Source organism: Flavobacterium sp. 270 (assembly GCF_004368785.1).
GTDB lineage: Bacteria > Bacteroidota > Bacteroidia > Flavobacteriales > Flavobacteriaceae > Flavobacterium.
Genome location: NZ_SODM01000002.1, coordinates 369,288 through 391,425, shown reverse-complemented (window position 1 = coordinate 391,425; position 22,138 = coordinate 369,288). Strand labels below are relative to the sequence as shown.

Annotated in this window: 19 protein-coding genes; 8 read left to right on the top strand and 11 right to left on the bottom strand. The window is 32.7% G+C overall.

Annotation, left to right across the window (positions count from 1 at the left end; all coding sequences use genetic code 11):
- Window positions 1-140: 140 nt before the first annotated feature.
- Together EV144_RS09055 and EV144_RS09050 are read right to left on the bottom strand one after the other, a co-directional pair.
- The gene (locus EV144_RS09055) at window positions 141-2,348 is read right to left on the bottom strand and encodes a TonB-dependent receptor (RefSeq protein ID WP_134148151.1); all 2,208 of its coding nucleotides are present in this window, start codon (window positions 2,346-2,348) and stop codon (window positions 141-143) included.
- A gap of 169 nt (window positions 2,349-2,517) precedes the next feature.
- Window positions 2,518-2,871, bottom strand: coding sequence for a hypothetical protein (locus EV144_RS09050; RefSeq protein ID WP_134148149.1), 354 nt, complete (start codon window positions 2,869-2,871; stop codon window positions 2,518-2,520).
- A 190-nt stretch (window positions 2,872-3,061) separates the two neighbouring features.
- Here EV144_RS09050 and EV144_RS09045 point away from each other — a divergent pair, with 190 nt between their 5' ends.
- Entirely contained in the window at window positions 3,062-3,796 is a 735-nt protein-coding gene (locus EV144_RS09045; RefSeq protein WP_317129080.1) for a porin family protein, read from the top strand.
- Here EV144_RS09045 and EV144_RS09040 read toward each other — a convergent pair.
- Entirely contained in the window at window positions 3,791-4,396 is a 606-nt protein-coding gene (locus tag EV144_RS09040; RefSeq protein WP_243854644.1) for a hypothetical protein, read from the bottom strand. The two genes, EV144_RS09045 and EV144_RS09040, sit on opposite strands and share 6 nt — an antisense overlap.
- Before the next feature lie 189 nt (window positions 4,397-4,585).
- Between EV144_RS09040 and EV144_RS09035 the strand changes: the two genes are divergently transcribed.
- From EV144_RS09035 to EV144_RS09020, 4 genes are all read left to right on the top strand, one after another.
- Window positions 4,586-7,054 (top strand): bifunctional UDP-N-acetylmuramoyl-tripeptide:D-alanyl-D-alanine ligase/alanine racemase, encoded by a 2,469-nt coding sequence (locus EV144_RS09035; protein WP_134148148.1) that lies wholly within the window; start codon window positions 4,586-4,588, stop codon window positions 7,052-7,054.
- A gap of 58 nt (window positions 7,055-7,112) precedes the next feature.
- Window positions 7,113-7,490, top strand: coding sequence for a large conductance mechanosensitive channel protein MscL (gene mscL / locus EV144_RS09030; RefSeq protein ID WP_134148146.1), 378 nt, complete (start codon window positions 7,113-7,115; stop codon window positions 7,488-7,490).
- 83 nt (window positions 7,491-7,573) lie between these two features.
- Window positions 7,574-8,044, top strand: a complete 471-nt coding sequence (locus EV144_RS09025) for a hypothetical protein (protein ID WP_134148145.1) — start codon at window positions 7,574-7,576, stop codon at window positions 8,042-8,044.
- A 176-nt stretch (window positions 8,045-8,220) separates the two neighbouring features.
- Window positions 8,221-9,210, top strand: coding sequence for an aspartate-semialdehyde dehydrogenase (locus EV144_RS09020; protein ID WP_134148144.1), 990 nt, complete (start codon window positions 8,221-8,223; stop codon window positions 9,208-9,210).
- A gap of 161 nt (window positions 9,211-9,371) precedes the next feature.
- Here the strand turns inward: EV144_RS09020 and EV144_RS09015 are convergent, their stop codons facing one another.
- From EV144_RS09015 to EV144_RS09000, 4 genes are all read right to left on the bottom strand, one after another.
- Window positions 9,372-9,689, bottom strand: coding sequence for a 2Fe-2S iron-sulfur cluster-binding protein (locus tag EV144_RS09015; protein ID WP_047777672.1), 318 nt, complete (start codon window positions 9,687-9,689; stop codon window positions 9,372-9,374).
- A gap of 59 nt (window positions 9,690-9,748) precedes the next feature.
- A complete protein-coding gene (locus tag EV144_RS09010; protein ID WP_134148142.1) occupies window positions 9,749-10,231 on the bottom strand; it encodes a hypothetical protein in 483 nt (160 codons plus the stop codon).
- 212 nt (window positions 10,232-10,443) lie between these two features.
- Window positions 10,444-10,683 carry a NifU family protein gene (locus EV144_RS09005; RefSeq protein ID WP_116753908.1) on the bottom strand — a complete coding sequence of 80 codons (240 nt, stop codon included), beginning with the start codon at window positions 10,681-10,683 and terminating at the stop codon, window positions 10,444-10,446.
- Window positions 10,684-10,839: 156 nt separating this feature from the next.
- Window positions 10,840-11,970: an Mrp/NBP35 family ATP-binding protein gene (locus tag EV144_RS09000; RefSeq protein WP_134148140.1), complete on the bottom strand. Its 1,131-nt coding sequence runs from the start codon at window positions 11,968-11,970 to the stop codon at window positions 10,840-10,842.
- 427 nt (window positions 11,971-12,397) lie between these two features.
- Between EV144_RS09000 and EV144_RS08995 the strand changes: the two genes are divergently transcribed.
- On the top strand, window positions 12,398-14,014 hold the full coding sequence (locus EV144_RS08995) for a murein L,D-transpeptidase (RefSeq protein ID WP_134148138.1): 1,617 nt from the start codon (window positions 12,398-12,400) through the stop codon (window positions 14,012-14,014).
- 104 nt (window positions 14,015-14,118) lie between these two features.
- On the opposite strand, the gene EV144_RS08990 is transcribed toward EV144_RS08995, so the two are convergent.
- The 3 genes from EV144_RS08990 to EV144_RS08980 all read right to left on the bottom strand — a co-directional run bounded on the left by EV144_RS08990 (window position 14,119) and on the right by EV144_RS08980 (window position 18,729).
- Window positions 14,119-16,551 (bottom strand): ABC transporter permease, encoded by a 2,433-nt coding sequence (locus EV144_RS08990; RefSeq protein WP_134148136.1) that lies wholly within the window; start codon window positions 16,549-16,551, stop codon window positions 14,119-14,121.
- Between the two features lie 105 nt (window positions 16,552-16,656).
- Window positions 16,657-17,364, bottom strand: a complete 708-nt coding sequence (locus tag EV144_RS08985) for an ABC transporter ATP-binding protein (RefSeq protein ID WP_134148134.1) — start codon at window positions 17,362-17,364, stop codon at window positions 16,657-16,659.
- Window positions 17,365-17,484: 120 nt separating this feature from the next.
- Window positions 17,485-18,729 (bottom strand): efflux RND transporter periplasmic adaptor subunit, encoded by a 1,245-nt coding sequence (locus EV144_RS08980; protein WP_134148132.1) that lies wholly within the window; start codon window positions 18,727-18,729, stop codon window positions 17,485-17,487.
- 157 nt (window positions 18,730-18,886) lie between these two features.
- Here EV144_RS08980 and EV144_RS08975 point away from each other — a divergent pair, with 157 nt between their 5' ends.
- Together EV144_RS08975 and EV144_RS08970 are read left to right on the top strand one after the other, a co-directional pair.
- Window positions 18,887-20,227, top strand: a complete 1,341-nt coding sequence (locus tag EV144_RS08975; RefSeq protein ID WP_134148130.1) for a sigma-54-dependent transcriptional regulator — start codon at window positions 18,887-18,889, stop codon at window positions 20,225-20,227.
- Between the two features lie 48 nt (window positions 20,228-20,275).
- Window positions 20,276-21,601 (top strand): sensor histidine kinase, encoded by a 1,326-nt coding sequence (locus EV144_RS08970; protein WP_134148128.1) that lies wholly within the window; start codon window positions 20,276-20,278, stop codon window positions 21,599-21,601.
- Between the two features lie 206 nt (window positions 21,602-21,807).
- Here EV144_RS08970 and EV144_RS08965 read toward each other — a convergent pair whose 3' ends face one another.
- Window positions 21,808-22,134, bottom strand: a complete 327-nt coding sequence (locus tag EV144_RS08965; RefSeq protein WP_134148126.1) for an MGMT family protein — start codon at window positions 22,132-22,134, stop codon at window positions 21,808-21,810.
- Window positions 22,135-22,138: the final 4 nt, after the last annotated feature.

Here is a 22,138-nt window from a genome sequence, read left to right as displayed (position 1 = left end):
TGCAAGGTTTCTAAAACCTTGTAGGTATAATTTTCAAAAGTAAATGCAATAAACTTAGACATACCTACAAGGTTTTAGAAACCTTGCAGGAAAGCATTGGCACTAAACTGAACTTATATCACTTATATGGTTTAAAAATGTTAGATATTAAAATTCACTCCCAAAACTATATTTCGTCCGATATTAGGAACTCCGTCCGTTTTTAATCTCGAAAGATGGGCGATATATTTTTTATCGAATAAATTGTTTCCATTAAGATTTACATCAAAGGCAGTTTTTCCTAGTTTTACAGTTCCTCCAAAGCCTAGGTTTACCAAAGTATAACCTTTAGAAGCCGTTTCGAAACCGCTGACATTATCCTGGCTGAAAGTTGATGAAACATTCAAAGAAGCAAAACCTTCCTGCAGCCAGTTTTTAATATTAAATTCTGTTCTAAGCGTGTTATTCCAGTTGTTTGCAGGAATTAAAGGCAGATAATCGTTATTGTCTTTTTTACCTGTAACAGTCTCAAAACTTGTTTCAAAATGTAACCAGTCTAATGGGTGAGGGTGAAAGTGAATTCCGGCTTCACCACCATACAATTGTGCATTATCCTGAATATAAGCAAAAACATCGTTGTCTTCTCTAACCTCTCCAGTTGGCGAAGTATAGATATAATTGTTTACGTGATTGTAAAAACCGTTTACAAAAAATTCGAAGTGCGTATTTTTATATTCTAAATTTAAATCCGTCTGAACGTTTTGTTCTGTTTTCAAGTCAGCATTTCCAATTTCATAACGATTTGTTCCTTCGTGAACACCATTTGAAGTTAATTCCGCTAAGTTTGGCGCTCTAAATCCAGTTGCTACATTTAGACGTAGCGTTAAAGGTTCGGCCAATTTTGTTTTATAACCAAGAGAAGCATTAAAACTGTCAAATGATTTGTCTAAAGGCTGAAAATAACCTTCTTCGCCATCAATTCCGTGCGGATCAGAAGTTACATTTCGATTATCAAAACGCAATCCGGCTTGAATAACACTATTGTCCCATTCGTAATTTGCAGTTCCAAAAACACCAAAATCATTTGTAGTCGCATCTGGAATTAAATATTCTTCCCCGGAATTTTTATTTGTCTGATGCATTCCCTGTACGCCTACAATAGTTTCAATTTTTCCCAATTTAGGGAAATGATATTTTGCATTGTAATTAAGCGTATTCAATCTCATATGTAAAGACGCTACATTGCTGTCTTCAAATTCGCTTCTGTCATTAGAAATATAACCTAAATCAACATCTAATTTTGAGTTTTGAAAAAAGATAACGTTGTTTAAACTCAACAAATGATTAAAAATTCCTTGTCTCGGGAATTGAGTGTCTTTGCTAGAAGATTGCTCGGCAATTCCGTCTTCCGGAATCCCAATATCCAATTTATTATAGTTGTATCTTAAAACACTAGAAAAACTAGAATTACTGTAACCAACACCCGTTTTAAAATCAGTTTCGTTGTAGCGAGAATTCGTTACGCGGTCTCCATCAGCAATTTTATAATCAGAATGCGTGTTGAAACTGCCACGAGCTAAGAATTTCCAGTTGTCAGTAGAAGTTTTTAAACCAATAGATGAGTTACTTCCTTGTGTATTCGTAAAATATTTTTGACTGAAATTAGCCTTAAAAGTATTCGCGTCAGCAAATTTTTCAGGATTAAAATACAAAACACCGCCCAAAGCATCCGATCCGTACAATAAAGAAGCCGGGCCTTTGATAACTTCAACACTTTCGATTCCGGCATCATTAAGCCCTAAACCATGCTCATCACCAAACTGTTGATTTTCGATACGAACACCTTGAGAATATACTAAAACGCGATTACCGCTAAGTCCTCGAATTACAGGTTTTCCGATAGAAGTTCCAGTTGAAATCTGCGAAACTCCGGGAATCGTGGCCAAACCTTCAATTAAAGTTGAAGTTCCCTTTTGCTGTAAAGTTTTAATGCTTTCATGCTCCACTTTCATAACATTTTGCGATTGCAGTTTGTTAAAAGGAGTAGACACAATAACCTCGTCCATTTCAAAAACAGATTCCAAAAGCGTAATGTCTAAAGTGTTTTCTTTTACTAATTTAGGAATTGTATTGTTCTGCGTTGTAAAACCTACAAAGGCAAAAGAAAGTCGTAAACTTCCGTTTGGCAGATTTGTAAATTCATATTTTCCGTTGGCGTCGGTTGTTGTTCCTTTGTGTAATTCGGGTGCATATACAGAAACTCCCGGCATTGGCTGGTTCTGAGAATTGATTACGGTTCCAGAAACAGAATTTTGAGCATGCAGCATGCTCGATAAGCCTAGAATAAGGGCTAATATTATTTTTTTCATTTGAAAATGATGCTATAGTTAATTGATTTTTCTTTGTAAAATGAAATGAAAATAATAGTAAAACCTTCCGATCTTAATAAATATTAAGACTGGAAAATTGAACTGATTTTTAAAATCAATTTAAAAAAGAAAGTGTTTTTGTTTTTTTTATTTCGAATACTTCGAAAAATTAAGCAACTACAGCAACGGGAGGACCACGTAATAAATACGAACTTTCAGGAGATGTAAAAACATTTTCTGAAAAGGTAAAGAAATATGGAATTTCTTTTTGAAAAGTATGGAATTGAAATGAAAAATGATCAGGTACAATATAACTTCCAAAAGCAAAATGACAAACATAACATAAGTCATAATTATGGTGCTGGTGCGTTATTTCACCACTAGGATCATTGTAGTTGTGGTGACATTGTTTTTCTGAAAGCTGTTTTGCAATATGCTCATAACTGTGTATCGACTGAAATAGTATTGAGAACAATACCACTGCAGCCAAAGACAAACTTAATATGAGTTGCTTTTTTTTCATCCTTGACAAAGGTATAAAAGATCTAAAGAAAATTGATTTATTTTTTGGACTCTATTCTAATTTTGTTAAAAAAAGTGCAGCAAATGATTTTAATCGCCATCAAAAAGAGAATAATTGCGTTCTAATCGCATCCAGAGGCAGCATTATATTATATTTGTAAGTGAAATAAATCAACCCTAAAAACGTTTACTTGAAAACCACTATAAAACCAAAATACGATATGCGATTTCTTTTTAGCTGTTTATTTTTTGTAACGTTTTTTAATATGTTTGCTCAGGACGAAGTTAAGCCTGAGATAAAACCTGTGGTTAAAATTGATTCTTTGTATCGCGAAGACCAATTTTATTTCTCGATGACCTATAATATGTTTACCGATGTTCCTCAAAGTTTCAAACAAAATAAATTTTCTCTAGGTCTGTCTGGTGGTTTTCTGCGCGATATTCCTTTAAATAAAATGCGAACAATTGCCATCGCTGCAGGTGCTGGATTGAGTTATCAGAATTATTTTCAAAATCTAAATATTTCTAAGGATGGGACTGGTGCTTTGGTTTATGGCGTAAACAGTTATGGTGAATTTGTTTCTAACCGATACAGGCAATATGCTGTAGAAGTTCCAATTGAATTTAGATGGAGAAATTCGACTTTTGAGAGTACCAAGTTTTGGAGAATTTATGGCGGAATGAAGTTTAGTTATGTTTTTTCAAATTCATCTATTTTAGACGATGGAGAAACAACCTATAAAATAAATAATAATCCAGACATCAATAAAATTCAGTACGGCGCTTATCTTTCTGCTGGTTATAATACCTGGAATTTGTATTTGTATTATGGTTTAAATCCGTTGTTTAAATCTGCAAAGACAATTGATGGACAGAACATCAACCTGAAAACCCTAAATGCAGGTTTGATTTTTTATATTTTATAGCCACAAATACAGAAACAATAATTGCGGAAATATCCCGATAAAAAATCCAATTACAAGCTCTTTTGGCGTATGAGCATTCATTTCTAAACGAGAAGAAGCAACAATTCCAGTCATTAAAATCAAGAAAGCAGGCCAATACGGATTGTGTAATTGTGTGTGAATATTTAATCCGATCACAAATATTGCTAAACCGCTAATAGCAGCCATATGTAAACTGGCTTTGATCTTGAAAAGCGAGCAGACTAATGCTAAAATAGTAGTGAATAAAGCACCAAGAAAAAAGAAATGCAATTCTGGATAACGCACCACAACAATACTTCTTTTTACCAATAAAATATACAAGAAACATTGCAGAATAAGCGGAATTTTGCGCTGCGAAGTCTCCGGCAGCATTATCGATTTTGCATGTCCTGTTGAACGAAGCAGTAAGAAAAATAAAATAGGAACTACAATAGTAATAATCAGAATCTGAAACAAAACAAAATATTTTTCCTGATTAGAAAAGATATCCTTTTTGCAAAAAAGATAAAATAAAGTAGCATACATCGATATAAAAATCGGATGCAGTATATAGGAGAAGAGAGGCAGGATTTTTTTCAAAACAGTACAATTGTGGTATTCAACAAATATAAAATTTTTTGCTACGAATTGCACAAATTTTAACGAATTAGATTATTGAATTAAAACGTAATGAGTTTTGTTTTTTGTATGCAGCAACAATTAAAATTAGCGTAAATTAGTGCAATTCGTGGCAAACTTTTTTAATTTTACAAAAAGAAACTTTTTTAAATGAGCATAAATCTTAAAAGCCTTATTTCGGTTCTTGATGCCGAATGGAACGGCTCAAATACGGATATTTTTATAGATCATATTTCGATCGACAGCCGTTCGCTTCAAAACGGTTCACAAACTTTATTTTTTGCCTTATCGGGTGTAAATAATGATGCTCATTTGTACATTCCTGAATTGATAGAAAAAGGTGTTCAGAATTTTGTCGTGCAATATATTCCTGAAAACTATTCTGGAAAAGCCAACTTTTTGGTGGTAAAGGACACCAAAAAAGCTTTGCAGGAATTTGCAGGTTATTATCGTGATTTATTTCATTTTCCTATCATTGGATTAACTGGAAGTAACGGAAAAACCATCGTAAAAGAATGGCTTAATTTCCTGCTGAGCCCGGATTATAATATTATCAGAAGTCCAAAAAGTTATAACTCGCAAGTTGGAGTTCCGTTGTCTGTTATTGCTATTAATGAAAAACATAATCTTGGCATTTTTGAGGCCGGAATTTCTACCGTTAATGAAATGGCCAAACTCGAAAAAATCATTAAACCCAACATTGGCGTTTTAACCAATATTGGCTCTGCACACGATGAAGGTTTTGAAAATCTGGAACAGAAAATCAACGAAAAATTATTGCTTTTTAAGCATTCAACAGAAATTATATATCAGAAGAATAAACTCGTTGACGAATGTTTTACTAAGTTTTCTTCAACATATCCTTTAGCAGACAGAATTCTTTTTTCGTGGAGTTTTACTGATAATACTGCTGATGTTTTTATTGAAAAAAAGAGCAGTAAAAGTGAAACAACAAGCATTCAATATCGATACAAAAACGAAACTTTTGATTTAGAAATTCCGTTTAGCGATGCTGCTTCTGTAGAAAATGCAATTTCCTGTTTATTAGTTTTATTGTACTTTAAATACGATGCAGCAACAATTCAGAATCGTGTTTCATTATTGTATCCCGTAGAAATGCGTTTGGAGGTTAAAAACGGAATTCATAATTGCAGTATTATTGATGATAGTTACAGTTCCGATTTTCAGTCGCTTAAAATTGCGTTAGATTTTCTGGAAAGCCAGAATAAAAATGTTTCTAAAACCGTAATTCTGTCCGATATTTTTCAGAGCGGTTTTTCAAACGAAGAATTATATTCTAAAGTCGCACAGCTTATTTCGGATAATAAAATAAACCGCGTAATAGGAATTGGGCCGACGATTTCTTCTTACGCTTCTAAATTTTCGAATTGTACTACTTTTCAAAACACTGCCGAATTTATTGATGCAATTGAAAGTTTGAATTTTGCCAACGAAACCATTCTGATAAAAGGAGCACGATCATTTCAGTTTGAAGAAATTGTTTCGCTGTTAGAAGAAAAAACACATGAAACGGTTCTGGAAATTAATTTGGATGCAATTAGCCATAACTTTAATTTTTTCAAATCAAAACTAAAGCCAAACGTCAAACTAATGGTTATGGTAAAAGCTTTTGGTTATGGAAACGGCGGTTTGGAAATTGCAAAATTACTGGAACATCATAAAGTAGATTATTTAGGTGTGGCTTTCGCCGATGAAGGAATTTCGTTGAAAAACGGAGGAATTAAACTCCCAATTATGGTTTTAAATCCAGAATCGACTAGTTTTCCTTCGATTATTCAATATCAGCTAGAACCTGAAATTTATAGTGTAAAAGGTTTAAAAGCATTTTTGAAAATTGCAGAAGAAAAGAAGTTAAAAAACTATCCAATTCACATAAAACTCGATACAGGAATGCATCGTTTAGGTTTTGAAGACAATACAATTGAAGAATTAATTGCGACTTTAAGAGGAAATTCTACAGTTCATGTTCAAAGTATTTTATCGCATTTGGCAACAAGCGATGAACCGAAGCACTTTGATTTTGTGATGAAACAAGTTAGTTTATTCGAAAAATTATCATCAAGATTGATATCAGAATTAAAAATCAATCCGATCCGTCATATTTTGAATACTTCCGGAATTAGTAATTTTCCAGATGCACAATATAATATGGTACGTTTAGGAATTGGTTTATACGGAGTTTCTAACGATTCTGCAGAACAAAAATATCTGGAAAATGTAGGAACATTAAAATCGATTATTTCTCAGGTTCGTACCATTCCGGCTGGCGACAGCGTAGGTTACGGACGTCGATTTATGGCCGAAAAAGAAACAAAAATTGCCACAATTCCAATTGGTTACGCCGACGGAATCTCAAGATTATGGGGAAATCAAGTGGGATATGTATTGATAAAAAATCAAAAAGCATATATAGTAGGAAGTGTCTGCATGGACATGCTTATGGTTGACGTAAGCGAGATTGATTGTAAAGAAGGAGATTCAGTAATTATTTTTGGCGAAAGCCCAACGGTAATAGAAATGGCAGTAGCGCTTAAAACCATTCCGTATGAAATTATGACCAGTATCTCGCAGCGCGTAAAACGGGTATTTTTTAGATAAAGTAAAAATATTCAAGAAAATTCCGTATTTTCGATATTCATTATTAAAACAATCAATTATGGGATTTTTTTCTGAGTTTAAAGCGTTTGCAATGAAAGGCAACGTAGTTGATCTTGCTGTTGCTGTAATTATTGGAGCAGCTTTTGGTAAAATTGTGAATTCGTTTATTGAAGATGTAATTACACCTTTAGTATTAAAACCTGCCTTGGATGCGGCTCATTTATCTAAGATAGAAGATCTAACTGCTTTTGGCGGTGTAAAATATGGTTTGTTTCTTTCGGCAGTAATTAATTTTATAATTGTAGCATTTGTTTTATTCTTAATCATCAAAGGATTAAACAGCGTCAAAAAGAAAGACGACACTCCGGCAGCTCCTGCACCACCAACTCAGGAACAATTACTTACAGAAATTAGAGATTTATTAAAAAATAAATAAAAATATAATACCGCTACACTAAGTCTAACTTAACCGCTTCTTGATTGAAGCGGTTTTTTTTTAATAATTAATAGATAAGCTTAATGGGACATAATACAAGTGCTTTGATTGGACGATTGCCAATTAATATTGATAAGCTAAAATTTTATGGATTAGCAGTTGCATTTGAAGATAACTTTGCAATAATTTTCTTGGATGAAGATCATCTATTTCATTGGAATTTAAAGCTAAATTTAGATTATGTTTCTGATAATGAAAATTTGCGTTTTGGAGACGAATTAGTTCATTATTTTGCTAAAGAAATTCAATTTGAAGAATATATAATTGCATATCTAAGTTTCGAATTTTATGGAGAGTTATATAAAAATGCTGTTAAAATTAATGAAGGAGAAATAAATGTATTGTTACAACAAATTGGGGTTAATGCTTCCAATAGCAAAAATGAATTCCATAAATTAAATCTTGATGATTACAGAACGTCTGAATGCTATTATTGGGAATCAAATAAGGAATATCTAGGTGACAATATTATAGCTGGATTTATAAAAAGATAATTAACTTAAATATTTATTCATTTTAAAAATATAAGAAACAACTTCAATTAAACAAATTTCAATATTTGTTTAATTTGTAACATTTTGTTATTTTTTGTGAAGCCCCTTGTTTTGGTTTTTATTATACCTACTTTTGCAATACAAATTAGATTAATTCATACTATAAAAATATAAAAATGAGAATAGCAGTTGTAGGTGCCACTGGTATGGTTGGCGAAATCATGCTTAAAGTATTAGCAGAAAGAAACTTCCCGGTTACAGAATTAATTCCTGTTGCTTCTGAGAAATCAGTTGGAAAAGAAATTGAATATAAAGGTCAAAAATATAAAGTTGTTGGATTGCAAAATGCAGTAGATTTAAAAGCAGATATTGCTGTTTTTTCTGCCGGTGGAGATACATCATTAGAATGGGCTCCAAAATTTGCAGCTGCAGGAACTACTGTTATTGATAACTCATCTGCGTGGAGAATGGATCCTACTAAAAAATTGGTAGTGCCAGAAATCAATGCATCATCATTAACAAAAGAAGATAAAATTATTGCAAACCCAAACTGTTCTACAATTCAAATGGTTTTGGCTTTAGCGCCTTTGCATAAAAAATACAACATCAAAAGAATTATTGTTTCTACTTACCAATCTATTACAGGAACTGGTGTAAAAGCAGTAAGACAGTTAGAAAATGAGTATGCAGGAATACAAGGAGAAATGGCATACAAATATCCAATTCACAGAAATGCAATCCCGCACTGCGATAGTTTTGAAGAAAACGGATACACTAAAGAAGAAATGAAATTAGTTCGCGAAACTCAAAAAATTCTTAGTGACAATACAATTAGAGTTACAGCAACAGCAGTTCGTGTTCCAGTTGTAGGCGGACACAGTGAAGCAGTAAATGTTGAGTTTACAAATGATTTTGATGTAAATGAAGTTCGCGAGATTCTTCATAATACAGATGGAGTAGTGGTTCAGGATAATCTGGATACTTTTACATATCCAATGCCATTGTATGCAGAAGGTAAAAATGATGTTTTTGTTGGAAGAATCCGTCGTGACGAAAGCCAGCCAAATACATTAAATATGTGGATTGTTGCAGACAACTTAAGAAAAGGTGCAGCAACAAACACCATCCAAATTGCTGAATATTTAATTCAGGCTGGTTTGGTTTAATCTGAGATTAAAGAAAATTGTTATAAAGAAAAAACCGTAATCGCAGAAATGTGATTACGGTTTTTTTATGTTTTAAATCTGTTGAATTTTCAAAGCCTGTCGGCCTTAATGTTTTAAAACAAAAAAGCGGGAAATTTAAGTTTCCCGCTTTTTTTATTTTTTTAATATTCTGGAGCCAATTCTAATTCCAGTCCTTCTAAATCTGTTGTAATTGGTATCTGACAGCCTAAACGACTATTAGACTTAACATAAAATGCTTCCGAAAGCATGGCTTCTTCTTCATCTCCCATTTCTGGTAATGCAACATCATTTAGAACGTAACATTGGCAGGAAGCACACATGGCCATTCCGCCACAGGTTCCTTCAACAGGAAGTTCGTATGCCTTGCATAACTCCATTATATTCATTGCCATATCAGTAGGAGCCTGTAATTCATGTATAACTCCTTCTCGATCTTTAATCTTTATTAATACATCCATTTTAATTATTTGGAATTTTGGTCTGGATCTAATAACGTGATCAAATCCTCAATATTTAGTTAACTTTGTTTTAGACTAAAAGCGTATTCTTTTCTATTACTGTCTTTAAGACGCATTTTTACTCCAATTGTATTACCTCCTTTTTCTAATAAGGTTACCAAAGCAATTACAGAATAATAGTCTTTATCAGATTGAAAAATTAAAGTACCTTCATACGTTGAGTTTACCACTCCTTGTTTATCTGTCAGTTCTTTTATTTTTCTAGGATGAGAAAATTCTGCAGAGCTGTATGTAGCTTTGTTTGCAAATTTTGCTTTCCCGTCGCTAAAGTCAAATAAAAAATCATAGTTGCCAATTCTAAGGCTTCCTTCTTCGGCGCTGATGTTAGTTGAAAAAACAATTTGTCCTGTGTATTGGAAATCTGACCATTCTTCAGCTTCATTTACCCAGGCTTTATCAACAATTAAAGTTTCGCCAGTTTGCTGTGCATGACTTACGGAAACAAAAAACAATAATAAAAAAAGAGCGTAAAAATTTCTCATAATTTAAGATTTAGGATTATGTTACAAATTTAGATTAAAATGTAACAATTCCTTATCAAAATCTCTTAAAACTTCGAGCTATTTATTATTAAAAACGCAAAAACACAGTGATGTTTAGTGTTTTTATTATTTTTTTAAACACAAAATCGACTTAAGGCCTACTATTCTTGTTAATTGTCAGAATTGAAGTACTCAGCAAAAACGCATTTTTGTTACATAATATTTACCACAGTTTCAATTTGTGGTGCGTATTTTTTTATTGTCGTTTCAACTCCTGCTTTCAAAGTCATTTGATTTACGCTGCAACTAATGCATGCTCCTTCAAGACGAACTTTGACATGTTTGTCATCGTCTATAGAGATTAGAGAAATATCACCTCCATCAGACTTTAAAAATGGTCTGATTTCGTCTAGAGCTAATAATACGTTGCTTGTTAATTCTTCTGTTGTCATAATATTAATGTGTCAATTAGAAAATAGGATAATTTGATAATTTTTTTAATCAGATAATTTGTCCATGTGATAATTAGAAAATTTTAAACATTATCTAATTATTTCATTTCCTCATTATCTAATTTACATTATCTAATTATCGAATTGTCTCATTATCTAGTTTTTTTTAACTGCAGAACATCCTGCCATTGTTGTAATCTTGATAGCTTCTGTTGCAGGCAGGCTTTCATTTCTGCTTACAACTTCTTGTACTACATTTCTAGTGATTTCTTCAAAAATACCCTCGATTGGAGATGCTGTTTGAAGTGCTGCCGGACGACCGTAATCTCCAGCTTCACGAATAGATTGTACGATTGGAACTTCTCCTAAAAATGGAACATTTAAATCTTCTGCAAGATTTTTTGCTCCTTCTTTTCCGAAGATGTAATATTTATTTTCTGGCAATTCTTCTGGTGTAAAGTAAGCCATGTTTTCAATAATTCCCAAAACAGGAACATTGATATTATCCTGCATAAACATTGCAACTCCTTTTTTAGCATCTGCAAGTGCCACAGCTTGCGGTGTACTTACTACAACCGCACCAGTTATTGGAAGCGATTGCATGATAGAAAGGTGAATATCTCCAGTTCCCGGAGGTAAATCCAGAAGCATAAAATCTAATTCTCCCCAGTCTGCATCAAAAAGCATTTGGTTTAAAGCTTTTGCAGCCATAGGACCTCTCCAGATAACAGCTTGACTTGGAGCTGTAAAGAAACCAATAGAAAGCATTTTAACTTCAAAACTTTCAATAGGTTTCATTTTTGATTTTCCGTCAACAGTAATAGAAACTGGTTTTTCGTTTTCTACGTCAAACATAATTGGCATAGAAGGACCGTAAATATCAGCATCTAAAATTCCGACAGAAAATCCCATTTTTGCTAATGTTACAGCTAAATTTGCTGTAACAGTAGATTTTCCAACACCGCCTTTACCAGAAGCAACGGCAATAATATTTTTAATTCCCGGAATAGCACGACCTTTAATTTCGTTTTTCTCAGGAGTTTCTACTTTAATGTTTACTTTAATTTTTGCTTCAGGAGATACCAATTCAAGAATTGTTTTTTTGATATCATCTTCGGCTCTTTTTTTAATGTGCATTGCTGGTGTATGAAGTACTAAATCTACCACAACTTCATCGCCAAAAGTAATAACATTGGCAACAGCGCCGCTTTCAACCATATTTTTTCCTTCTCCAGCTATAGTAATTGTTTCTAGAGCTTTAAGAATTTCTTTTCTGTCTAATTTCATTTTGATGTGCTATTTTCTATTGAACGAAATCGATTTAAGCATTGTATTTATTTAAACTGATTTCAGACTGCAAAGATAACGGATTAAGTTTGGATTTAAACTTTTTTAAATTGGATTTATTGATATTGAGATTGTTCAAAATGATTCTTTATAATTTCAAATCAAGATCTTTAATAGATTAAGTAGAATTAAATGTTTTTTTGGATTTATTTAAAATCGGATTTAAAAATACACAATAATCAAATTACAATGAAAATTCTGAACTTTTTATACCTTAAATATCAATAATCTTGGTTATATTTGAGTACCCTAAATCGATGATTTTCTTATAATTGAAAAAATTTGTGAAAACTTATTTTAGGAGCTATTCTTGAGTTTTCGGTTTTTTTAAATACACTTTATTTTAAAAATTTAAACCGTAAAAAATATGCGAAATTTTACTTCCAAAACTGTAATTATTGCGATCAGCTTTTTTGCATTTTCATTTACTTCATTTTCTAATGAAATAAATAAAAAAGAGATTCACAATTCTGAAAATGTATTCAATACTAAAAAGCTTGTTTCGGCTGTTTCTATTGATGCGGCGGCAATTGCGGCATTCTATAAAAAATATCCGAAACTAAAAAAGTATCAAAAAGATGTTCAAGATATTTATAAAAATAAAGAATACAAATCGATTTGGTATGATGAAAAAAACATTACCGAATTTGGTGCATTGTTATACCAAAAAGTTAATGTTTTAAAAGATCAGGGTATAGATAATATCATGCCTTATAAAGATGAAATTGATGAAGCTTTTAACGAAAGTGTGACCAAAAAACCTTCTCAGCTGGAAACTGAATTACTGCTTACCAATATGTATGTTTTTTACGCAAGCAATGTTTATTCTGGCGTTGATCCTGCGACACTGAAGAAAATTGGATGGTTTCTGCCAGCAAAAACTATTTCGTATTCCAGAATATTAGATTCACTAATTGTAGATTCTAATCGTTTAGATAAAGACGATAATCTTTTGTTCAGCCAATATTACAAACTTCAGGATGCATTAAAAAAATACCGTAAAATAGAAACTGATAATTTGTGGCAGAAAATTACCATTGACGAAGCCAATTACAAAGAGCTGAAACCTTTTGATACTTCTTCTACTGTAAAAGATGTCAGACAGCGCTTATTTGTTGTTGGCGATCTTTCTCACGATTCTAAAAGTAATGTTTATGATGAAGAATTGATGGCAGGAGTTCTGAATTATAAAAAAAGATATGGACTAAAATTGAATTATACTTTAACCAAAGAACATATCGATCAGTTGAATGAACCCATTTCAAAAAGAATAAAAACCATTATGCTGAATATGGAACGCTGCAGATGGATACCGACAAAACTGGCAAAAGCAGATCGGTATATTATGGTCAATATTCCGTCGTTTCGTTTGATTTTTGTGAAAGACGGCAAATACGATTTAGTTTCCGATGTTTTTGTGGGTTCCAGAATGACAGAAACCGTAATTTTTAGTGGCGATATGGATCGAATTGTTTTCAGTCCGTATTGGTATGTGCCAACGAGCATTATTCAAAACGAATTAAAACTGCAGATGGCAAGTGATAAAAATTATTTGGCAGATCATAATATGGAATGGAACGGTGGTCGCGTAAGACAAAAACCAGGGCCAAAAAATTCGCTGGGTTTAGTAAAATTTATGTTTCCAAATCCAAATGATATTTACCTGCACGATACGCCAGCAAAGAGTTTATTTGAATTCGAAAAACGAATCTTTAGTCACGGATGTATCAACGTAAAAGAAGCAAAAGGATTGGCGTATGCAATTTTAAAAGATGATCCGGATTGGCCTACAACGAAAATTGATCTGGCAATGAACGGCGAAAAAGAAACAACCTGCATGCTTAAAAAGAAGATACCAATTTATATTGGATATTTTACGGCCTGGGTTCAGGACAATGGCGAAATTAATTTCTTTCCAGATGTTTACGATAGAGACACAAGTTTAGACAAACTGCTTTATTCGGATTCTGTTACGATGAAGTAAATAATTTAGGCGCAAAGGTACAGAGCTACAAAGGTTCATAGTAATAAGAAACCCGTCGGATTTTATAAATCTGACGGGTTTAATTTTTAAAAATGGTCTACAAATTATTCGTATTTTAAATATTTCAAGATATCTATTTTCGTTACCTGATAGGCTTTTGCTAATACAATTAGTAAAGTTAAAACGAGTAAAGAAATCAGCGCAACTCCAAACGGAACTGGCGAAATCCCAATTCTAAAAGCAAAATCTTCAAGCCATTTCTGTAATAAAATATAAGCCGGAACAATTCCGATGACAAATCCAAGCAGACAAAAAGCAACATATTGCTTCGATAATTCTTTTAAAAGCATATCTGTTTCTGCGCCTAAAGTTTTTCTAATGGCAATTTCTTTTAATCGTCTTTCCATTGAGAACGAAGCCAAAGCAAACAAACCAAAAATGGCAATAATAATTACAACAAGATTCAGGATAAAAAACAAGTCTTTTTGTTTTACTTGTTCCAGATACGTTTTAGCAAAACCTTTGTTTACAAATTCATAATCAAAAGGATAATCCTGATTAACGTTTTTCTCCCAATAGGCTTTTAGTTTAGATAATGTTTCCGGCAAATTATTTGGAGAAACTTTTACATACACATTCTGAAAATTATTTGTTTCCAAAACTTTTAAGTTAATAAAAATCATTGGTGGTACTTTATTCTGAAAACCAGTAATATGAAAGTCTTTCACAACACCAACAACTTTAAATTTTAAATTATCAGATCCATCTTTGCTCCACCCCGAAGTTATTATAGTATTAATTGGTTTTTTAAGCCCCAAAGCTTTAACGCAAGCTTCGTTTATAAGCCAATTGTTTATAGTATCCGAAGCAAATTTTGGAGACAAATTACGGCCTTCAACAATTTTAATTTTCATCATTTCAAGAAAATCAAAATCCATTTCTACATTTCGAGGCTGTACAAAAACACCATTGTGTGTAAAACCAGAACTCGAATTGGTACTTTGGCCAAAAGTGCCTGCAAAAGTTGATACTTCTTCTACACCCGACATTTTAAGAATTTCTTGTTTCGTCGTGTAATATTTTTTGCCTTTAGTATTGTAATCATCATAATTAAAAGGAATTCTAATTACCTGACTTCCGCTAAATCCGAGGTCCTTATTCATCATATAAGTAACCTGAGAATTTACAATCAAAGCGCCAATGATAAAAAACGCAGCAATACCAAACTGAAAAATAAGCATAGAATTTCGAATCCAGATACCGCTTTTACTTCTTGAAAAATTACCTTTTAAAACCTTTAAAGTTTCGAAGTTTGAAATGTAAACGGCAGGAAAAATACCCGCAAGTCCAATGACTAATACAAATATAAAAATGAGCTGCAGGTAAAATTCACTACCATTTAATGTTAATGTCTTTTTAAGGAAAATATTGTAGTAAGGAAGAGAAAGTTCTACAATAGCCAGCGCAAAAAGAATAGATAAGATTACAATAATAGCCGTTTCAAAAATAAACTGCGAAATGATTTGAGATTTGCTTGCGCCTACAATTTTACGCACACCAACTTCTTTGGCACGTTTAATCGCAGATGCCGTTGCCAGATTAATATAGTTTACCAGCGATAAAACTAATATCAAAATAGACAAGCCAACCATAATATAAAGTAACTTTAGATTACCGTCTCTTTCAGGAAAATTAGCACCTGCCGAGCTTTTTGTTCCATGCAGGCGAGCCGTATTTAATTGGTCAAGAATAATCTGGATTTCTCCGTTTTCTTTTACATATTGCGCTACAGTCTGGCCGCTTTCTTTAGCATCTTTTAAAGTTCTGTTCACAAAATTTACATTTTGCATTTTCTTTAAAACCACAGCAGGATCTGTATTTTTTTTAAGCTTAATCATTAAACCATAACTAAAATTTCCCCAGCTGTTGAGATCACTTTCGCGTACAATACCGCTAAAAACATAATTGGGTTCAACAGAAGAAGGCGTAATAATTTGGTAAACCGCTTTTACAATATAGACAGTGTTATCATAAGTAATTGATTTTCCGATCGGATCTTCATTTCCAAAAAGCAATTTTGCCTGTTCTTCAGAAACAGCTACACTGTTTTTTTCTTTCAAAACATCTTTCTTAGCCCCTTTAATAATTGGGAAACGGAAAAAATCAAAAAAGTTACCATCAGAAACCAGAATCTTTTTATCGATCAATTTCTTTCCCTGATATTTTATCGCACCATCATTATACCAAGTGTTCAAAAAACAGATTTGTTCAATTTCAGGAATAGTGGCTTTACAGGTATTTCCAAACGGTATCGAGCAAGAAGCCCAGGTATCGCCCGTAATTCCAATTTTATTCAAAACCTGATACGTGTTGTCTTTTTCAGGATTCCATTGATTGTATGCGTTTTCGTTATTCCAATATAAAATGGCGAAAATAACACCCGCAATTCCGATGCTCAATCCTAAAACATTTAAAAACGAAAACAGTTTGTTTTGCTTTAAATGGTAAATAAATATTTTAAACCAATTGTAAATCATGTCGGTTATTTTTTGGTTGTTTTACTTTATATAATAGTCAATATTTTGCATACTAATTCTACCAGAATTACAAATGCAGTAACAATAATTTTGATCATCTTTAATTTATTTAGCGTCCATAAAAACATCCACATTTCTCTGATTTAGTTTCTCAGAAAATATAACACCGTCTTTCATATGAATCGTTCTTTGCGAAAAAGAAGCGTCATAATCAGAGTGCGTAACCATCAGAATCGTCGCGCCTTTAGCGTGCAGATCCGTAAGAAGTTCCATTACTTCATTACCATTTTTACTGTCTAAGTTTCCTGTTGGCTCATCCGCCAAAATAATTTTAGGATCATTAACCAAGGCTCTCGCAACCGCAACTCTTTGCTGTTGTCCGCCCGAAAGTTGCTGCGGAAAATGTTTTAGACGATGTGCAATATTTAATTTTTCGGCAATAGCCTCAATTTTTTGTTTTCTTTCTGATGCTTTTACATTATTATAAAGCAAAGGCAGTTCGATATTATCGTAAACCGAAAGCTCATCAATCAGATTAAAATTCTGAAAAATAAACCCGATATTTTCTTTGCGGACTTTAGCTCTTCCTTTTTCTTTTAAACCAATCATTTCCTGATCCAATAATTTATAACTGCCGCCAGTAGCGCTGTCCAGCAGTCCGATGATATTTAGTAAAGTCGATTTTCCGCAGCCAGAAGGTCCCATTATCGTTAGAAAATCGCCTTTTTTAATTTCTACATTGATACCGCTTAAAGCAGCAGTTTCTATTTCTTCTGTTCTAAAAACTTTGGTTAAATTTTGAATTGTTATCATAATTTTTTTTGGTTTTAAAATGTTATTGTATTCGTTTTTTGATTGATGATTGATTTTTTTTGTTTCAAGTTTCAGGTTTCAGGTTTTTAACTTGAAACCTGAAACTTGAAACAAAACAAACTATTCCTTATTAATTGCTAACTCTTCGATGTCTTTATAGTCAGAATAAGAAGAAGTTATTACCGATTCGCCTTCTTTTAAGCCTTCTAAAACTTCATAGAAAGAAGGATTTTCGCGGCCTAACTTTATGTTTCTTCTTTCCGCTTTATTTCCTTTTACTACAAAAATCCATTTTCCTGCCGTATCTTGATTAAAGCTTCCTTTTGGCACAACCAAAGTTTTGTTTTTCTCTGATAAAATTAATTTTACCCCAAAACTAAGACCGTCTTGCAATGTGATATCTTCCTTAGAAGTAAAAACCAATTCGACTGTAAAATGACCGCTTTTTACTTCTGGAATTACTTTACTAACCAAAACTTCGAGATTTTTTCCTTTAAATTCTACCTGACCTTTTAAACCTTCTCTAATTTTTTCCAGATAAAATTCATCCACTTCAGCTGCAAGTTTGTAACCTTGTTTTGAATCTATTTTTCCGATACTTTCTCCAGCTTGAAACGATTTTCCTAAAACAGGTTCAAAAGAAGTCAATCTGCCCGATTCCGGCGCCGTAATCAAAAAGTTCTTTTTATTATTTCGAAGAATATCCAGACTTTTTTCCATTGTTTGTATCGAACGGTTTATTTGTGAAATCTGAACTTGATTGCTTTGTTTTTCTTTTTGAATGCTTTGCTGAATCGTTCTTTTACGTTCTTCCTGAAAACGTAAATTCTCCTTAAAAGTATTCCAGTCATTTTTAGAAATTACATCCTTCGCAAATAATTTAGAATTCATGTCGTACAATCTTTTTGCGTCATTATAATCATGTTCAATTAAAACCAAATCTTTAGTTAAGTTTAATTCCTGATTTCTAATGTTCAATTTTCCGTTATTCAAATTATTAATCTGCTCAATAATTGCCGTTTCCTGAGTAAGATAATTAAGTTCAGTATTCGGGTTGTACAAACGTGCTAAAGACTGACCTTTGGTAACCATTGCGCCGTTTTCTACAAAAATCTCTTTTACAGATCCGCCTTCGGTAACATTTACCAGCATCACATTCAATGGTTCTACTTTAGCCTGAAAAACAACAAAGTCTTCAAAAAAAGCTTTTTCTACTTTCTGAATCGAAAGTTCATCTGCTTTTACATTTAAACTTCTTTTACTATTAAAAGCAAAAAATACGATTACCAGCAAAGCTAAAAAAACACCAATTGCTATTGTGAGATATCTAAATTTTCTATTTTTACGAGGAATTACCGTGTCCATTTTTTAAATAATTTACTGATAATCAATAGGTAAATACTGTGCCATAAAAATTATTATTTGTAAAGTGTTGATTTTAAAGAAGCTTTAAAAACCATCAAAAAAAGGAGTGTCCGATAATGAACAGTTGACCGTTCAGAATCGGACAAAAAAAGATACCATGCGAAAAAAACAAGCTCAAATATTAGTCGTAGACGATCAGGAAGAAATTCTTTTTTCGGCAAAAATGATTCTGAAAAAGCATTTTGAAACCATTTTTACCACCAGCAGCCCCAAAAAAATCATTTCAATTTTGAATGAAAATGAAATAAATGTGGTTTTATTAGACATGAATTATCGGATTGGTTTTGAAGATGGACGAGAAGGAATTCATTGGCTTAAAGAAATAAAAACACTTTCGCCAAAAACTATTGTGATTTTGATGACCGCTTTTGGTAAAATAGAAACCGCTGTTGAAGGTATAAAAATTGGTGCTTTTGATTATGTTTTAAAACCGTGGAATAATGAAAAATTACTCGAAATAATTGATAAAGCAGTTACAGAAAGCAGAAAGAACACTAAAAAAGAAGTCATTGAAAAAACGGATAAAAGATATTTTACCGGAACTTCTGCCAAAATAAAACACGCGTATTCAATTGCCGAAAAAGTGGCCAAAACCGATGCCAATGTTTTGATTTTGGGCGAAAATGGAACTGGGAAATATGTTTTTGCCGAGTTTATTCACCAAAATTCAGAACGCAAAACAGCGCCTTTTGTACACGTAGATTTGGGTTCGCTAAGTGATAGTTTGTTCGAAAGTGAACTTTTTGGTTATGCCAAAGGCGCTTTTACAGATGCTAAAACAGATACACCGGGAAGATTTGAAATGGCCGCTAACGGTACTATTTTTCTGGACGAAATTGGGAATATTCCGCTCCATCTTCAGGCAAAATTACTGCATGTTTTACAAACCAAAACTGTTACTCGTTTGGGCGAAAGCAAAGCAAGACCTCTCAACGTGCGGATTATTGCGGCAACAAACAGTGATATTAAAACCGAAGTAAAAAACAAAACATTCAGAGAAGATCTGTTGTATAGAATTAATACGATGGAAATTTATCTGCCGCCACTGCGCGAGCGAAAAGACGATATTGTTCCGATGGCGAATTTTATTTTAGAACAATTGGCTATAAGATACAATCAGAACAATTGGCGTTTTGAAGAAAATGCAGCGCCTTATTTAGAAAAATATCCGTGGAAAGGAAATGTTCGTGAAATGGAAAATAAAATCGAACGGGCTTTGATTTTATCGGATAATAATACGATTTCTGTAACTGATTTAGATATTCTCAATTTTGAAGATTTTGACGAGAAAGATGATAATCCTTTGTCTGAAATGGAAAAAATGGCAATCGAAAAAGCTTTGTTTAAACACAACGGTAACATCAGTAAAACTGCTGAAGAACTTGGACTTTCCAGAGCTGCACTTTACAGAAGAATTGAAAAATACGATTTAAAATAAATTTGCCACTCCCGATAACTATAGGAAGCGGCAAAAAAGAAATAAAACATGAAAAACCAAAAACTTTACAACGGTTTGTTTGCACGAGTTTTGCTCATTATGATATTCTTTTTTGGATGTCTTTTTCTGATCGGAAAAGGGTTTTATTATAATGCAGTTTTAGCCGGTTTATTTGGAATTGTATTATTGGTTGAATTGTATTTTTATATCAAAAATCAATTTTCATTTTATGATAAAATCTTGCTTTCGATTTTAAGAAATGACTTTTCTGCCAATTTCCCGGAAGAAAATAAAAAAAATAATTTTAGGAACTTATATCTTTTATACGACACATTAAAATTTCAAAAACAAGAACAGACTTCTAAAGAACTGATCTATCGTTCGATTCTGGACAATATTGATACTGCAGCTTTGATTCTGGAAAAAGAAGACGAAGACTGGAATATTTTTATGATGAATGACTGCTTTTCGGACTTGTTTAAAGTGCCAAAAGTAAGTCATTGGAAATACCTTAAAAATTACCTGCCATCGCTTTGTGACGAAATCGAAAAAGTGGGTTTTACAGATATAAAATCGGCAATTTCCATAAAAATAGAAGATCAGGATTTGCAGACTTTTGTTTTGCAGACTTCGCAGACGCAGACTTACGACAAAGAATATTTTATCATTTTGCTGGATAGCATTCAGCGTGTGATCGAGAAAAAAGAAAAAGAAGCCTGGATTAATCTGATGAAAATTATTTCGCATGAATTAATGAATTCGCTGACGCCAATTCGTGCATTGTCTCAAAATTTATTGCAGATTGTAGATCAGGAAAAGCTTGAAGAAGAAGATTTTGACGACATTAAAAGCAGTATTTCGACTATTATAAACAGAAGCGACCATTTGCAGGTTTTTGTTGAGAATTACCGAAAACTGGCGATGTTGCCAACTCCAAACAAGCAAATGACGCCGATTAATGCATTATTTGATGATTGTCTCAGAATTATGAATCCGATTCTGAAAGATGAAAATATCGAATTAATAAACGAAATCAAAAGTTCCCGTTCTATCTTAATTGATAAAAACCAAATGGAACAAGTTATCATAAATCTGATTACAAATAGTATTTATGCTTTAAAAGAAAAGACAGATAAAAAAATGTTTCTGTCTAGTTACACGGATAATAATCGCTTTTTTATTGTGATTTCGGATAACGGAAAAGGAATTGATCCAATAATAAAAGACAAAGTTTTTCTACCCTTTTTTACCACCAGAAAAGACGGCGCCGGAATTGGATTAACGCTTTCTAAAAATATTATTGAAGCACATGGCGGTTATTTAAGTTGTCAGACAGATGAAGACAAAACCGATTTTGTGATTTGCTTGATTTGATTTTTCTAAACCATATAAGTTATATAAGTTCATTTTAGGCTCCTGTAAGGTTTTCAAAACCTTGTAGGTGTATGTATGTTTGAATCTCGCAAAGTCGCAGAGTTGCAAAGTTTTTCATTTTAAGTAATAAATCTTAGCGACTCTTCGACTTTGCGAGATTATAAATTAAGGAAATAAACTTATATCACTTATATGGTGAAATAAATTTAAAGTTCAACTTCTGGTTTCCAAAAATGCTTTTCAAAATCTACAATTTGATTGTTGACTACTTTAATACCTTCACTTTCTAAAAGTTGCTGCATTAAATTAGTTCCGTCAAAATGAAATTTACCCGTCAAAAGACCTTTTTGATTTACAACACGATGTGCCGGAATATCATCTCTATTATGGCACGCATTCATTGCCCAGCCGACCATTCGCGCAGAGCGGGCAGTTCCCAAAGCTTTTGCGATAGCGCCATAAGAAGTTACTTTCCCGTACGGAATCTGTTTTGCAATAACATATACTCTTTCGAAAAAATTTTCTTCAGCCATAGAA